At 45.4% G+C, this 16,588-nt stretch carries 14 protein-coding genes; 1 reads left to right on the forward strand and 13 read right to left on the reverse strand.

Translation table 11 applies throughout. From position 1 onward, the window contains the following. Positions 1 to 4: 4 nt before the first annotated feature. Genes AC1RR2_RS00585 through AC1RR2_RS00595 form a run of 3 tightly spaced genes read right to left on the reverse strand, consistent with a single transcriptional unit; the run spans position 5 to position 3,343 of the window. Positions 5 to 1,225 carry a class I SAM-dependent methyltransferase gene (locus AC1RR2_RS00585; RefSeq protein WP_493220686.1) on the reverse strand — a complete coding sequence of 407 codons (1,221 nt, stop codon included), beginning with the start codon at positions 1,223 to 1,225 and terminating at the stop codon, positions 5 to 7. A gap of 14 nt (positions 1,226 to 1,239) precedes the next feature. After that, positions 1,240 to 2,055 carry a DUF1365 domain-containing protein gene (locus tag AC1RR2_RS00590; RefSeq protein ID WP_493220355.1) on the reverse strand — a complete coding sequence of 272 codons (816 nt, stop codon included), beginning with the start codon at positions 2,053 to 2,055 and terminating at the stop codon, positions 1,240 to 1,242. Position 2,056: 1 nt separating this feature from the next. Further along, the gene (locus tag AC1RR2_RS00595; RefSeq protein ID WP_493220356.1) at positions 2,057 to 3,343 is read right to left on the reverse strand and encodes an NAD(P)/FAD-dependent oxidoreductase; all 1,287 of its coding nucleotides are present in this window, start codon (positions 3,341 to 3,343) and stop codon (positions 2,057 to 2,059) included. Between the two features lie 136 nt (positions 3,344 to 3,479). Here AC1RR2_RS00595 and AC1RR2_RS00600 point away from each other — a divergent pair, with 136 nt between their 5' ends. Next, the gene (locus AC1RR2_RS00600; protein WP_493220357.1) at positions 3,480 to 4,088 is read left to right on the forward strand and encodes a TetR/AcrR family transcriptional regulator; all 609 of its coding nucleotides are present in this window, start codon (positions 3,480 to 3,482) and stop codon (positions 4,086 to 4,088) included. Between the two features lie 7 nt (positions 4,089 to 4,095). On the opposite strand, the gene AC1RR2_RS00605 is transcribed toward AC1RR2_RS00600, so the two are convergent. The 10 genes from AC1RR2_RS00605 to AC1RR2_RS00650 form a co-directional block, all read right to left on the reverse strand. Then, entirely contained in the window at positions 4,096 to 6,351 is a 2,256-nt protein-coding gene (locus tag AC1RR2_RS00605; RefSeq protein WP_493220358.1) for a putative bifunctional diguanylate cyclase/phosphodiesterase, read from the reverse strand. A 272-nt stretch (positions 6,352 to 6,623) separates the two neighbouring features. Beyond that, entirely contained in the window at positions 6,624 to 8,342 is a 1,719-nt protein-coding gene (locus tag AC1RR2_RS00610; RefSeq protein WP_493220359.1) for a PhoH family protein, read from the reverse strand. A gap of 139 nt (positions 8,343 to 8,481) precedes the next feature. Next, positions 8,482 to 8,961, reverse strand: coding sequence for a peroxiredoxin (locus AC1RR2_RS00615; RefSeq protein ID WP_493220687.1), 480 nt, complete (start codon positions 8,959 to 8,961; stop codon positions 8,482 to 8,484). A gap of 79 nt (positions 8,962 to 9,040) precedes the next feature. Then, positions 9,041 to 9,985, reverse strand: a complete 945-nt coding sequence (locus AC1RR2_RS00620; protein ID WP_493220360.1) for a polysaccharide deacetylase family protein — start codon at positions 9,983 to 9,985, stop codon at positions 9,041 to 9,043. An 85-nt stretch (positions 9,986 to 10,070) separates the two neighbouring features. Continuing rightward, on the reverse strand, positions 10,071 to 11,111 hold the full coding sequence (locus AC1RR2_RS00625; protein WP_493220361.1) for a bifunctional UDP-4-keto-pentose/UDP-xylose synthase: 1,041 nt from the start codon (positions 11,109 to 11,111) through the stop codon (positions 10,071 to 10,073). A 103-nt stretch (positions 11,112 to 11,214) separates the two neighbouring features. Further along, positions 11,215 to 12,150, reverse strand: a complete 936-nt coding sequence (locus AC1RR2_RS00630) for a formyltransferase (protein WP_493220362.1) — start codon at positions 12,148 to 12,150, stop codon at positions 11,215 to 11,217. Between the two features lies 1 nt (position 12,151). Further along, positions 12,152 to 13,108, reverse strand: a complete 957-nt coding sequence (locus tag AC1RR2_RS00635) for a glycosyltransferase (protein ID WP_493220363.1) — start codon at positions 13,106 to 13,108, stop codon at positions 12,152 to 12,154. Between the two features lie 20 nt (positions 13,109 to 13,128). Beyond that, a complete protein-coding gene (locus tag AC1RR2_RS00640; protein WP_493220364.1) occupies positions 13,129 to 14,256 on the reverse strand; it encodes a DegT/DnrJ/EryC1/StrS family aminotransferase in 1,128 nt (375 codons plus the stop codon). A 58-nt stretch (positions 14,257 to 14,314) separates the two neighbouring features. Next, complete coding sequence (locus AC1RR2_RS00645) at positions 14,315 to 15,982, reverse strand: glycosyltransferase family 39 protein (RefSeq protein WP_493220365.1); 1,668 nt, start codon at positions 15,980 to 15,982, stop codon at positions 14,315 to 14,317. Next, entirely contained in the window at positions 15,979 to 16,356 is a 378-nt protein-coding gene (locus AC1RR2_RS00650) for an Mth938-like domain-containing protein (RefSeq protein WP_493220366.1), read from the reverse strand. Before AC1RR2_RS00650 ends, AC1RR2_RS00645 begins: the two co-directional genes overlap by 4 nt. Positions 16,357 to 16,588: the final 232 nt, after the last annotated feature.

Below are 16,588 nucleotides of genomic sequence, written 5' to 3' on the forward strand. Positions count from 1 at the left end.
TGATCTACACTTCTTTTTGTAATAGAAACTGATAGACGTCGGTGCGTCCTTCATCAAATCCCGCTTCACAATAAGAGAAGTAAAGCTGCCAGATGCGCTGGAAGGCAGTGCCAAATCCCAATTGTTGGATACTCTCTTTGCGCTCTTCAAAATCCTTATTCCAGCGACGTAAGGTCTCTGCATAGTCTTTGCCGAAAGCAAATTGATCTAGGGTCTGTAAACCATACATTTCTGCCAGTCGCATGAAACGTGGCGGACTTGGGAGCATGCCGCCGGGGAAAATATATTGCTGAATAAAGTCCGTGCCAGCGCGGTAGCGTTCAAATCGAGACTCGTCAATAGTGATTGTTTGAACTAATGCTTTGGCTTTTGGCTTTAGGCGTGACTGCAGGCAGGAAAAATAAGCAGGCCAGTACTCTTCACCTACGGCTTCAAACATTTCTATGGACACGATGGCATCGTAAGTGCCGGTCAGATCGCGATAGTCACAAAGTTCGAGCTGGACTAAATTCTGCAGGTTCTTTTCTTGAATTCTTTGTTTGGCGATCTCTAGTTGCGCCGTGGAGATGGTAATACCGTGCACAAAGATGCCGCACATTGCTGCATGCTCTGCAAAACCGCCCCAGCCACATCCGACCTCAAGCACACGATCGCCCGCTTTGAGACCGAGTGCGTCGATGATGCGTTGATATTTGCGATATTGTGCTTCTTGCAGGCTGATCTGATAATCACCAAAAAACACCGCACTGGAATAAGTCCAGCTAGGATCTAGCCACAACTGATAAAACGGATTGCCAATGTCATAGTGGGCATGAATGTTCTTGCGACTACCTTTACGCGTATTGGGACGCATCAGGTGCTTTAATTTGTACCACAGACCCATTAGCTTTCCGCCGAAGATGGCTTTGTCCAAAGCTGCTTCGTTCTTAATTGCTAAACGAAGAAGAGCGGTCAAGTCGCTGGTGCTCAGCCATCCCGCTTCAAAGCTTTCGGCAAAACCTATGTCTCCGCCTTGCAGAATTTTTTTGCAGGCTTGCCAATCATGTAGGTGCAAACTGACCGCTTGTGCCAAATGCTGATCGCCATATTTATGCACGGCACCTGAGGGGGTAATTAAGTGCAAATTACCGTGTTTGATTTTTGCCAGCATGCGCATAAATAGCTGAGCACTAGCCGGTATCGAAGTGGACCTTCCTTGCTCATTTGAGCGTATTGTAGTTGCCATGTCGGGAATAGAACTCACTTTGTTTGCTCCTGTTCGCTAGAGGTACCGATGGTTAGTTGAGAAGTTGATGCAGGCGGCTGCCGATAAAACGGCACACGTTTTCGCCACAGAATGAAGGCTTGCCAATGGATGCGAAACAATACGCCCAAGCCTAAAAATGGTTGCTTAATTAGTGCAGACAATAAATTGGTATTGGTTAAAGCCAGCTTGCGACCAACAATGGCCGTATGAATCAAACTCGATTTGTATGCCGTACTGTCGGCATCATCGTGATAGTCGATTTTTACGGATAGTCTGTTGAGCGATTCTTTGAAGTTGAATTGATAATGACCCTTGCGCTCACAAAACGGTGAGACATGCATCATTTTTTTGCTAGTTAAGACGGTATCCGACTCAATTACCTGATGATTTCTTGCGTGCAAAAGATAAAAGTGATGCTCGCCGAAGGTATTGTTTACTTCGGCCAAGATGGCTTTTAGTGCTCGCTGTTCATCATAGCAATACCACAGGCTAATTGGATTGAAGGCATAGCCGAACACACGCGGGAAACTTTGTAGCTCAATTTCCGTGATGTCAAGAATGGATTCAGAACCCAATTTTTGCTGTACCCATGTAATCAGATTGCTGCCATCACGCGGACCATAATCTTTGAAATAAATTGAAAGTGGTCGCCATTTATTTAGGCCTAGCATGAAACTTGTGAAGGGTACTTTGGCGCTATATGCTTCATTCAAATTAATTCTGAGCATAAACACGGGATAGACAAAACGATGCCAGACTGGCCTCAGTCGCAGGTGCATTACATTCGCTTTGATCAAAAGTGATTTCATATTAAGGTACCGTGGACCAGGAAGGCGCTGCATCAAAGTCGCGTAATACCCGCAATGCTGATTTCAGACCATCTTCGTGGAAGCCATAACCGGTCCAAGCACCTGCAAACCAGGTGCGCTGTTGCCCCTGTATGGCGGGCAATTCATTTTGTGTATCAATTGCATGTTGATCAAATATGGGGTGATCGTACTCAAAACGAGCTAATTGTTTTTCTGCTGCCGGTGGTTGAGGTGGATTGAGCGTCACCATGACGGGTGTTTGTATTTGTAAATCCTGTAATTGATTGAGTAAATAGCTGACGCAAACTCCTTGTAAGTCTGGGGTACTTTGTGATCCGGTACTGAGGTAATTCCACGCAGACCAAACTTTTCGATTGCGAGGCATTAAATTTTGATCAGTATGCAGGTAGGCTGTATTGGCCTGATAGCGTACTTGTGAAAGTAGGCGGCGCTCTTCCGCACTAGCATCCATTAACATGTGCAAGGTATCCGGTGCATGTGTAGCAAAGATGACCGCATCGAAGCTTTCATCGCCTTGCATGCTATTGATGATTACAGATTGATCTTTGCGTTTTACAGAATGAACAGGACAATTGAGCCTCACATCTTTGAGTGTCGCCGCAATTTTTCTGACATAGTTTCGCGCTCCACCTGAGACAGTGCGCCATTGAGGGCGGTCATTCACTTGCAATAGTGAGTGATTTATACAAAAGCGTAAGAAAGTGCTGGCGGGGAATTGCAAAATATCCTTAGGCGAACTCGACCAAATCGCGGCCGCCATTGGGACCAAATATTGATCGCGGAATGCTTGCTTATACTGATGCGCGTCGAGCAATGCACCTAAGCTGATTTTGCTACGTTCACTCTCCAGCAGGTTGTTCTCTGCATCGCGGTTAAAGCGAAGTATGTCTTTGAGCATAAGTAAAAAGCTTAAAGACACGATGTTTTTTCTTTGTGCAAATACAGTGTCTAAATTTGTGCCTGCCCACTCAAGGCGACCATGATCTAATGAAACGCCAAATGACATGTCTGTGGCGTAACTAGCCACATCCAGTTCCTTGAACAGTGCGATCAGATTTGGATAGGTTTTATGATTAAAGACCAGAAACCCAGTATCGACAGCCTGTTGTTTACCTTCGAGCTCAATATCAACGGTATTGGTGTGTCCACCCAGATAACTATTAGCTTCAAATAGGCTTACTTGATATTTTTTCTGCAAAAAATAGGCGCTCGCCAAGCCGGAGATACCCGATCCAATCACTGCAATTTTTTTGACTTGTTGCGTCATACCGTCTACTTTCTGAGGCGCTGATTTTGCGTCTATGCTTAATAAATCAACTGAATTAATTGTCCTTGTCGACCTTCAGTGTTAATATTAATACCGATCCGACAAAAACGCTACTAATTAGTAGATATTAATACTTATGAGTATCTTTAGCAAATTAAATTTTAAAGATCAGGCCTTCCGCCTGAGAGAAGACGCCATTCTTGACGCGACAACAAACGTGCTCGCTAGCAAGGGTTTCGACTTAATGACCATGGATGATGTGGCTAATTTAATTGGCATTTCCAAACCTAGCTTGTATAAACACTTTAAATCTAAGGAAGATTTGGTGGGGGCGGCGATGATCAGATTATTGGAAGGCGCAACGACGCAATTGGAGTCCTTTCCTGCGGATTATTCTGCTAAGGAAAAGCTCTCGGCCTTGCTAGAATGGGCTTTGAGAGTGCGTTTGGATGGTGGTTTGCCATTTTTGCCTTCAACCAGTAATGCGGTACGCGAGATGCTAATGCGGAATCTAAAATACGTCGGTAAGGTGATTAAACTGAATTCGCAATTGGAAAAGTTGGTGATTACTGCTCAGAAGGAGGGGGCCTTAAGCAATAAATTAAGTTCCGATGTGATTTTATTTAGCTATTACGCTCGCAGTTGTGATCCCGCCGTGGAGTATTTGCTGCGGTTTAGCAAGATGGACAAAGACATGATTGTGGAAAACATGTTACGTGTGTGTTTTCAGGGATTGGAAGACTAGTATCGAGCTAGGAGCGAGTCACATCAAATGCGGCTAGCCAATGCGTGAGTTCGGTTTTGGTCTGTGGCTTGGCATAAAAAAATCCTTGCGCATAATCACAACCAAATGACATTAAGAGATCAGCTTGTTCTTGCGTCTCAACACCTTCAGCAATCACATCTATTTTTAAACTTTGACTCAATTGCACGATCATCTTCGCAATACTCGCATCGTTATTGCTCATTTGATTTACAAAAGCGCGATCAATTTTTAATTTATCCACTTTGAGTTTTTGCAAATGACTTAAGGAGGAAAAGCCGGTACCAAAATCATCAATTGATACACGCACGCCCATGGCTTTTAGCTTGGAAATGCTGGTAATCAAGGCTTCTGGATCAGTCATTGCCATAGACTCTGTGATCTCCAGCTCCAGGCAATGGGGAGAGATTTCTGAATCGCTGACTGCACGTTCTACGCTTTGTAAAAAGAGCGGATGCGAGAACTGCGCTTGCGACACGTTGACGGCAATACGAAAATCCTTATTGCCGTGTTCACATAGCTGTTTCCATTCGAAACATGCACTGCGTAACACCCATTCGCCGATATTAACAATTAAACCCGAATATTCCGCAATAGGGATAAATTGGTCGGGCGGGATAAAAGTGCCTTCCTCCGTTTTCCATCGCAAAAGCGCTTCGGCACCCACCGTTTTTCCTGTTTGCATGTTAACTTGCGGTTGATAGACGATGAAGAGACGGTCCTTTTCGAATGCCGCACGTAGTGCATGCATCATCCTTACCCGTTCACGAATTTCTACGCCAAGGTCACGTGTGAAATAGGTATAGCCAGAGCGGTTGTGAATTTTTGCGCGTTTTAAAGCAATATTTGCGTCTTTTAATGCATCAGGAGCGGCCAGTTCGTAATCGGATAGTTTAATTAATCCCAGACTCACCGAAATTTGCAATTTTTGTCTGTCTACGGTGAATGGCTTGGAGAATATGCTCAAAATCATTTCTGGAGAAATCATTTCTTCATGGCCAAGCATGCCAAAAATATCATTGCCGATTCGTGCGATTTGGCAAGCATCGCCAAAATGGTCGACCAAGCGTCGACCTACTGCGCACAATAAGAAATCACCAAATTGATGGCCGAGTGCATCATTTGTTTCGGAAAAATGATCGATATCGACTAAGACCAACACGCTGTCGTATTTTTTGTGCGATTGTAGGCTAGCGCCCAGAGACTGCAACAATTGCAAACGATTTGATAGCCCTGTCAGAGGATCAAAGAATGCCAGGTTATGCATGCGCGAACTTAATGCCACGTTTTCAAGACAGACAGATGCGTTGCTACAAAACATATCAAGCAATCGCACCTGACTTGTGTTGTTATGCACGCCCCAGTCGAAATACATGGCCATGCTGACGCCATCGTGATTGCTGAAATACAAGACGGTCGCATCAGTCTGATAGATATGATTGCGTTCAAATAGGGATTTTTGCACCAAGACTTGTTGATGGCGCTCGGCAACTTGTACAAAGGGATGGTTATTCCAATCCAGATATCGTCCTTTGCTGGCGATGACGTGAGCACCATTGCTTAGGTCTTCTCCCGATATCGACAGGTCGCTCAGATTGATGGCGCAAATAAAGGCATCTACATCATGCGTTACTAAATCCATCACTTGTTCTATGATGGTTTCTGCAAATTCTTGAATATCACTCAATGCCATTAATCTGGCACTGGCTTTAATGATCGCTTCTAAGCCAGATTTATTGGCAGAAATCATGCAGATCTGTTCATAAGAACGGATGGCGGAAGTCACAGCGGTAAATAACTTTGCCTGCGTTAATTCTGTTTTACTCTTGTAATCATTAATCTCGTAATCACGAATTGCTTCCATTTCTGGCGCGTATCCGGCTTGTCCTGTTCTTAAGATGATGCGTACATCTTTCATTAACAGTGTGTGACGTATGTAGCTGACTAATTGCAAACCTGCATCGTCATCGTCCATGACGACATCTAACAAGATGACTGCGATGTCTTTGCTGTGTAGGAGTATGCGACGCGCTTCCGTAGTCGAGTAGGCATGGAAGTAGCGGAGTGGACGATTTTGAATTTTGAGACCATGTAATGCGAACATGGTGGCAGAGTGTACATCCGGATCATCATCGATGATCAAGATATTCCAAGTCAGCAAATTACCCTCATCGCTGGCGTCATTTTCTATCGTGTCGTCTTCGATAAAGAAAAGCGCATCATCGTGATTGGTATTGTCGTTCATTGCTACTTTGCATGTTGGTTATTTTTAATGTGGTAGATGAGCTAAATTTCGTCTATTTCCTTAATCAATCTTATCCCTCAGTGCTAAGCACTGTTAATTGGGGAGACGATTGAATGAGGGAATGCTCAAAAAACGCTCATTTATCAGCGCGCATTTCAACACTCATTTTCATCACTCATTTGCATCACTTAATTGTAAAGTTTATTTCCTCACATAAACTAATTTGATGAAAATAAAGGCGCTTAAAGCGCCTTTATGTTGTTTAATGTCAGCTAGAGAATTTCGCTGGCATGATCGGCAAGTCGAGATCGTTCTCCTCTTGCTAAAGTCACATGTCCGCTATGTGACCAGCCTTTGAACCTGTCCACTACATAAGTTAAGCCGCTGGAGCCTTCAGTTAAATACGGCGTGTCGATTTGAGCGATGTTACCCAGGCAAATAATTTTGGTACCAGGCCCAGCTCGGGTGACTAAAGTTTTGACTTGTTTCGGCGTGAGATTTTGGGCTTCATCAATAATTAAGAACTTATTCACGAAGGTGCGCCCACGCATGAAGTTGAGTGATTTAATTTTTATTTTGGAACGGATTAAATCTTGGGTCGCCGCACGCCCCCAATCCCCCGCATCATTGTCGGATTTGTTCAGTACTTCAAGGTTGTCGTCAAAAGCCCCCATCCAAGGCGACATTTTTTCCTCTTCTGTACCAGGCAGGAACCCAATATCTTCACCGACCGGCACGGTGACACGGGTAACAATGATTTCATTGTAAGTCTTGGTCTCTAAGACTTGTGCCAAGCCTGCTGCCAAGGCTAACAAGGTCTTGCCAGTACCGGCCTGACCTAACAAAGTTACGAAATCACATTCAGGATCCATCAATAGATTCAGCGCGAAATTCTGTTCACGATTACGTGAAGTGACGCCCCATACACTGTGTTTGGAGTGTCCATAATCACGTAAGGTTTGCAGCACTGCAGTTTTGCCGTTGATCTGCCGGACTTGCCCGTAAAATGAAGCTTCGCCGTTATTCGGCTCCATATACACAAACTGATTCACTAATAAACTAGGAATCAGCGGGCCGGTAATGCGATAAAAAGTGGTGCTGATGCCATTCCGGTTCTCTTGCCAGGTTTCTATACCTTTGCCGTGTTTACTCCAGAAGTCATTGGGCAATTGCACGATACCTGTGTAAAGTAAATCGGAATCTTCCAGTACATGATCGTTAAAGTAATCTTCCGCAGGTAAGCCCAAAGCGCGGGCTTTGATACGCATATTAATGTCTTTTGACACTAGAACGATAGGGCGGCCCGGAAATTCAGCCTCCAATGCGCGTACGACACCGAGAATCTGATTATCGGCTTTACCTTGTGGCAGGCCTTGAGGCAGGGTGCCGCCTTGCAATTTGGTTTGGAAGAATAAACGACCTCTGGCATCTTTATTGCCAAGCTTGGACAGCTCTATGCCTTTTTCAATATCGTCGTTCTGAATGTCGCCTACTAAGGCATCTAAGGAACGTGAAATCTGACGCGCATTGCGGGCGACTTCTGACATGCCTTTCTTGTGATCATCCAGTTCTTCCAAGGTGATCATAGGAAGATATACATCATGCTCTTCGAAACGGAATAAGGATGTCGGATCATGCATTAAGACATTGGTATCTAAAACAAAGAGTTTGGTAATCCCTTTCTTGTCTGCGGCCTTGCTGACGGGTGATTTTGCAGGATTGTGCTTTGATTTGTCCGCGACCACTGCTTTTTGTACCGTCTTTTCTAGCGTTGCTGCAACGACTCTCGCCACTTCTTTAGCAGGAGATGGGTTTGGTCTTGCAGTCGGTACCGGTACAGTCTTAGCGACCACATTTGCTTTAGACTTATTATTCGTTGCCGTTTTTAATTCAGATTCAGTGGTTTTTTTATGAGTCCCCTGACTTGCCTTTGGATAATCTTTAGGAGAAAGCAGGGCCGCTGGTTTAGTCGGCAATTTGGGTAAAGGCATTCGAACCTCTTAATAAAGTTGAATTACGAAGTAAAAAAAGACGGAAGTAAAATAACAAAAATAAAAGCCGCTTAAGAAGACCGGCTAGTCTTCTGAAACGGCTTTCGTTTGATTTTGATTGATATTGACGTGGTTTCAATTAGGTTCGGCTACTCACAAAATCTAATACAGCTTGAGCGTGGTCGGCGACCTTCACTCCACGCCATTCTTTCACTAATTTGCCAGACTCGTCAATAACAAACGTGCTGCGTTCTATGCCACGTACTTGTTTACCGTACATGTTTTTCATTTTCATCACATTAAACATCAGACAGAGTGTTTCATCTGGATCGGAAATGAGTTCAAACGGTAATTCCAATTTACTTTTGAACCCTTCATGTGAACGCAAGCTATCGCGGCTAATACCAAAAATCACAGCATTGTTTGCCAGCAACTGAGCATGAATATCGCGGAAGGCAATACTTTCTGTGGTGCAGCCCGGCGTATTATCTTTCGGATAAAAATAAAGAATAATTTTTTTGCCCGCATGAGCGCTTAACTGAAACTCTGTGGCACCCGTCATCGCTGCGGAAAACTGCGGAACCTCACAACCCAAAGCACTGATGGCTTCATTGTTGATGTTATTGTGGATGCTGAGATTTTCTGACACAAGGTTCTCCTAGAAAATGATTTGTGGAGAAATCTATACGGCTAGTCGCTTATTTGGCATCTAGTGCGAGTAATTCTCCTGAGCGTCCGGGGAGCTCAGCCCATGTCAATGGATGAACCGGTAATTCTTGTTCACGGATATTGGCAAAAAATTGCCCCATCGAGATACATAGATAACCTTGTTCGCTCCAGCCATTGAGCAATTCGATTAATATGGGGGCAAGTTTTTGGCCTTCAAGCTCTGCATGCATAGTAAATACATGATTTTTCGGTTCAGCCGTCAAACCTAAAATAACCGAGGCAATGTTGGACTCGGTGACCACCGTGCCATTAATTTCTACGCCCAGTAATTCATCCAAGGTTGGTAGGGTGGTTGGCAATTGTACGCAGTCAAATACCTGATCGCCATGGCTGAGACGATATGGTCCGGCTGCGGGGTTCGCTAGTGAGCCGTCTTCCTTTAGCATCGCCCGCGTATCGGATGAATACTGCATACCAAATTGGTCCAATTGTGCAAACGCATGGGGATTCATTTGCCATCCTGCAGCGCCATAGGTCTTAGGTGGCGCACCAAAAATTTCATTGTAACGTTCGTAGGCAGCCAGCATTTGCTTCTGCGTCCATGCTTCTCCACGTCGACGTACATTATCTTGCCAGACTACGTGATCCCAGCAGTGAATGCCGCACTCAAAACCAGCACGCTTAGTTGCCCGCATTTCTTCCACACATTCTTTGCCTATATCTGGTGCAGGCAAAAATACGCCATACATCAAAGTCTTAGGGCCGTAATGTTCTAGTACCGAAGTCCGTGAGACTTTTTTAAAAAAACCAGGTCGAAATGCACGGCGCAAAGCCCATCCCGTGTGATCCTTACCTAAGGAAAACAAGAATGTGGCATTGGCTTGATGTTGCTTGAGGATGCGCACCAAGTTTGGCACTCCCTCGCGGGTGCCTCGGTAGGTGTCCACATCAATCTTTAATACGATAGTGGGCATCAGTGACTTTTTTGTTTAAAGCAATATTCAGATACGGAAAGTGTCAGGACTCGCACAAGGTGTCAGTCCTGACAAAGGCGGACTCTTAGTCCATCAAAGCACGTGCTTGAGCTACTTGACTACGGTAAGCATCAAAAATATGACGCATAGAATCAGCCATCGTGGTGGTTGGTGCCCAGCCTAATTCCTCACAAGTATTAGTGATTTTTGGTACGCGGTTTTGTACGTCTTGATAACCACCACCGTAATAGGCGGAAGACGTGGTTTCAGTCAATTGCACTTTTTTCGCGGACTCTGCGTACTCTGGATATTCAGCGGCCAGTTCCAACATCATGTGCGCTAATTCACGGATAGAGTGATTGTTGGTAGGGTTTCCGATATTGTAAATTTTGCCCGAAGCGACGCCATCTTTATTCGCGATAATGCGTACCAAGGCATCGATACCGTCATCAATATAAGTAAAAGCGCGTTTTTGCGCGCCACCATCAACCAGAGAAATATTTTCACCTCGGACAATGTGACCGAAAAATTGTGTTACTACGCGTGAAGAACCTTCTTTCGGGGTGTGGATAGAATCTAAACCTGCACCGATCCAGTTAAACGGACGGAAGAGGGTGAAGTTCAAACCTTCCATGCCATAACCCCAGATGACGCGATCCATCAATTGCTTGGCACAGGAATAAATCCAACGTGGTTTATTGATAGGGCCACAAATCAATTCAGAATTTTCCGGATCAAATTCATCATCGTGGCACATGCCATACACTTCAGATGTAGATGGGAACACCAGATGTTTGCCGTATTTCGCTGCAGAACGCACGATAGGCAAATTCGCTTCGAAGTCGAGTTCGAACACGCGCAAAGGTTGTTTTACATAAGTCGATGGTGTTGCAATCGCGACCAAAGGCAAGATCACATCGCACTTCTTGACATGGTATTCAACCCATTCTTTATTGATGGTGATATCGCCTTCAAAGAAATGCATACGTGGATGTTTGAGCAAATCACCCAGACGTTCTGTTTGCATATCCATACCATAAACTTCCCAATCCGTCGTTTCGAGAATACGTTTGGAAAGGTGATGACCGATAAAACCATTCACGCCAAGGATGAGGACTTTTTTCATAGTAGTTTCTCTGAGAAATTATTTATAGTAGATTCGGATATAGGATTCGGCTAGCGTCACTCTAGACAAACGACCTTACTCTGAGTTGCAAAAGACTTGAGCCTTAAGGAAACAGGTGCGTCAATGCCGCTTTGTCCAGCGTTCTACCTTCGTGTTGCAAGGCTAAAATCTCAATTGCCTTGCCGTCACCACAGACGCCAAAAACGACATTATCCACTACAGATAGTCCTTGCGGCAAATTTGCAGGGAGTTTTGTGGTGGAATGATTAATTAGACGTGCTTTTTCTATAATGAATCGCAGGCCATTGATCTCGGTAAACGCGCCAGGGTAGGGCGGTGCTACCGCTCGATGCAGGTTATAGACTTCTTGTGCGGATTTGGTCCAGTCTATGTGGCCATCTTCAGGTTTTCGTCCACCAAAGTAACTTCCCTTGCTTAAATCATTCGGTATGCGTGGGGCATTTCCCGCGATTAGTGCTGGCAAGGCATTCCACAAAGTTTGCTCAGCCGCAACGGTTAATTTGCCAAATACTTCAAACGCCGTATCGTCGGGTAAGATCGGAACCGCTGTTTGCCCTATGATGGCACCAGCATCTGGTTTGACCGTCATTTCATGCAGTGTTGCGCCGGTTTCGGTTTCTCCATGCAGCACTGCCCAATTTACCGGAACACGACCACGGTACTTCGGCAATAAAGAACCGTGCAAGTTGTAGGCTCCGCGTAATGCCAGCGTTAAAATATCGTTGGACAACATATTGCGATAATAAAAGCTGAAGATGAAATCTGGCTGTAACGCAGCGATTTGCGCAATCACTTCTGGCGTATTCGGATTGTCCGGCGTAATGCGTGCAATGCCATGTTCTTCACAAAGCACTGCGACCGATTCAAACCAAATGGTCTCGGTCGGACTGTCTTCATGACTGACGACCAGTTTGATATCGATACCGCGTGCCAGCAAGGTTTTGATGCTGCGCACGCCAACGCTGTGATAGGCAAATACGACTGCAGACGGCTGAGCCGTATTGGAGGGTTCGCTCATCTTAAACTTGATCCCCAGATTTTTCTTCCAAGATCGTTTGCACCACAAAGCGCGGGCGGCCTTGTACTTGCTGGTAAATACGTCCAACATATTCACCCAGCAAACCGATACCAAACAAGATCACGCCCATCATGAAGAAGGCAATCGCAAACAAAGTGAACAAGCCTTCCGCTTCAGCACCGAGGAAAAAGCGACGAATTAAGAGCAATACGACCAAGCCGCCCGACAATCCCGACAAAACCATACCCATCATAGAAAACAACTGCAAAGGCATGATGGAAAAGCCAGTCATCAAGTCAAAATTCAAACGAATCAGACTATAGAACGAATACTTGGATTCGCCCGCAGTGCGTTCCTCGTGCTCCACGACAATTTCAGTCGGTTTGCGCGCAAAGGTGTAGGCTAGAGCCGGTACAAAAGTATTCACTTCAGAACATTGATTGATCAAATTAATCACATTGCGGCCGTAAGCACGCAACATATTGCCTTGATCAGTAATCTTTATACGGGTGATTTTTTCGCGAATGCGATTCATCGCCTTAGACAAATAGGTACGCCACGCCGCATCTTGACGTTTGCGACGAATAGAGCCTACGTAGTCATAACCCTCGCGCATTTTGTCGACTAAGGCGCCAATTTCCTCAGGAGGATTTTGCAAATCGGCATCGAGCGTCACCACGATGTCGCCGCGCGTTGCCTGAAAACCCGCTAAGATCGCCATATGTTGCCCGTAATTACCGTTAAATAACACTACGCGTGTTACATCAGGACGCAAACGATATTGATCAGCTAAGATTTCAGCAGAACGGTCACGACTACCATCGTTCACAAACACGATCTCGTAGGTGACACCACGTTCTGCGAGCTTATCTAAAGCGGGATATAGCCGGGCATACAGCTTGGCGAGACCAGCTTCTTCGTTATATACGGGAATGACAACGGAAAGTTCAGGATGCATAATGTTTTTCTGCCAAGAAATTATTGTAGGCAGGATTTTACCGCAGACACCACACGTTCGACATCATTTTCGGTCATTGTTGGGAAAAGTGGCAAGGTCACAATTTGCTTACCAACGCGTTCCGCAATCGGGAACATGCCATCCGTAAAGCCACGTTCACGATAGAGCGTGAACAAGTGAATCGCGCGATAGTGATATCCAAGTCCTACACCCAGATCCAGCATCTTTTGCATAAATTCGGCGCGATTGACGTGTTCGGGCAAGACAATATGGAACATATGCCAGTTTGAATTCGTAAAATCAGCGACCGGTAATTCAGCACCAGTTAGAGTTTCAAACTCGATACCGAAGCTCGAGAAATAATGAAGCGCGAGAGCTTTACGTTTGGCATTAAATTCCTCCAAACGTTTCATTTGTCCCAAGCCGATCACGGCAGAAATATCCGTCATATTGTATTTACCACCTAAGACATCGACATCGATGCCATCGAGTCCCGTGCGCGAAACACCTTGCAAGCGATATTTTTCAGCCAGTTTTGCTTCTTCTTCGTTGCTCAGCACCAGACAGCCACCCTCAGCCGTCATCACGTTCTTATTCACTTGAAAACTGAAAGAGACGAAATCGCCAAAAGCGCCTATGCGTTGACCTTTCCAGGTTGAACCTATGGCTTGCGCGGCATCTTCGACCACGCGTAAATTATGCTTCTTAGCAATCGCATACAACTGATCCATATCGCAAGGAAGACCGCACATATGCACTGGAATAATGCCTTTGGTACGCGGGGTAATCGCGGCCTCAACTTTATTTAAATCGATATTGTGAGTTTTCGGATCAATATCCACGAATACTGGTGTTGCACCGACTTCAATGATCACATTGGCGGTTGCAACCCAAGAATTCGGCGTGGTAATCACCTCATCGCCAGCACCTATACCTGCGATGCGTAAAGCGATCTCCATTGTGCAAGTACCGGAATTAAAAGTGCGTACCGGACGCCCCCCAAAATAAGATGAGAGTTGCGCTTCCAAGGCTTTTACATTGGGGCCACTCGTCAGCCAGCCTGAGCGCAATACCTCTGCGACCGCACTGATCGTTTCTTCGTCTATCGTTGGCTTAGTAAAAGGAAGAAAAGCTTGGTTGTTGCTCATAGTGTTCTTTCGTAAAACAAATAGTGTTAATCAGTGCGGACCTGAATGACAGCTAGAATTAAGGAATTGCGACGATAATCCGCTTAGGATCTTCTCCGATCAGCTTCATAGGAATAGCTTCATCTTGCATGGCTTTGTAAACCGTGGGGTTTAAAAACGCGACGGCCTTTTCGCCTTTGGCATGCATCTCGCGCCATTTTTTGAAAAAATTAGCACGTTTCGGTATCCACAATTCTGGCTGAATTCCAACCCCAAATTGCATTTCGTCGGGATGCTCTACCAGAATCGTGGTGCGGCGCAAGTAAAAGGGCAGAGATTGTTCGTAGCGACCCACCGCGAAAATTGGTGTGTCAGCTTTCAATTCAGCTTGAATGGCAGGCAGATGATAAACACCAGCACTATACTTACCCCATTGATCATGACCAATAAAAACTACCTGACCACCGAGGTAACCGCCTATCGCCATGGCAAGTACAGCGATATCTTTATTACGTTTTGCAAACACAACACCAACTAAGCCACCCACCAAGGCAATCGCGGCCGCGGCGTACGCCCAAGGAATCATCGCTTCGTAAAATGGTAATTCGTAAGCGCTCTTAGCAATGTCCGCGATCTTGGGAGTGAACACCAATGAGACCACACCAATTAAAGTCAACAGAATTGCATTGATGCGCAAACTCATTACGGATATTTTTTCTAATTCACAAGCAATTAAAATCGCTAAGGCCGGGAAGATAGGCAAAATATACGAAGGCAGTTTTGAACCTGAAATGCTAAAGAAAAAGAAAATAAAGACCGCCCAGATCACCAACATTTTCTTGGCTTGAAATTGACTTGGTTCTTTACGTATGGTGGCAAGTAAGCTTTGCAATAACAATCCTAGCCAAGGCACGATGCCAATGATCAGCAAAGGGAAGAAGTAATACCAAGCGCCCCCGCGTTTATGTACGGTGCTGGTGAAGCGTTGGAAATGTTCATGGATAAAGAAGAACTGTGGATGTTCAGGATTGGCTTGCCAAACTAAAATAAACCACGGCACAGTAATCGCAAAAAAAAGCAGCAAGCCTTTGCCCATATGCAAGCGCAGCCACAAACCAAGATCGCGCGTCCAAATAGTGTACAAAACCAATACTGCACCCGGCAAGACAAAGCCTATTAATCCTTTAGACATGGTCGCTAAGGCCATGCCGGCCCAGCATAACAACATACCGTTTCTTCGCTCTTTATCGCTGGCACCATCACGTTGTGCCAATAACAAACCGCATAAAGCCAGAGTCATCATGCCAGACAAGCCCATATCCAACGTATTGATATGTCCCATCGCCGCCCAGTAGAAGCTGGAGCCCAAAATTAAAGCAGTACTGATCGCCACACGACGACCATAGATTTTGAATGCCGTATAAGTGGATGCCCAGATGCCGATCAATCCACATAGTCCCGTCCACAAACGAGCCTGCCAGTCGCCCAAACCAAATAGGCTGAAGGTCAGTGCGTTCATCCAATTTTGTAGTGGTGGCTTTTCGAAGTACTTAATGCCGTTTAAACGCAGCGTAATCCAGTCGCCCGTCGCCACCATTTCACGCGCCATTTCTGCATAACGGCCTTCGTCGGTAGGAACCAGAGTACGAGCTCCTAGCATATAAAACCATACGACTAAAAAACCGATCAGCACCGTCCATAATGTACGCGGTGAATCGTAAACCGACTTCAAATAGGATGGACTCATACTTTCTCCAAAATCAGAGCAAGTGCAACTTTTCGGCCCTCGGCCATCAAGATATTGTAGGTGCGGCAGGCTGCCTGGTTGTCCATGCACTCCACGCCTTTGTGTTTGGCACTAAGCGCAGTGATCAATTTAGGGTGAATGAATTTTTGTTTTTTGCCCGTGCCTAAGATGACAACATCCGGTTCGGTAGCCGCAATTTGCTCAAAATTTGCAGCTGTCAAGGCTTCGAAACTCGCTACATCCCAGGCTACTGGTATCACTTCAGGCAAAACGATGAGACTGTGATCGTAGCGAATCGCATTAAATTCGACGCCAGCGTCGTCGTAGGCGGTAACAGTTTGATATTGTTGGGTATTGGTCGCGTGGAGCTTCATGAGTATCGTCGAGTTATAGGTATTTGTTCGGGCGTATGCCGTGCTTGCAAAGGCTGCGGCATTGTAACGTTTTTCATGGGATTGCTCAAAGATACCTAACTCATCTTCACTCGGTTCGATAAGGTCTTGGTTTGACTCATCTCAATTGCCTTCCTCGAAAAATAAGAATCATGAAATGTTTGTTTGCCATGTCTAATTGAGAGTTAAAGATGCTATGAACGCGTTGTCGTCA

Source organism: Undibacterium sp. GW821-FHT11H02 (assembly GCF_058808015.1).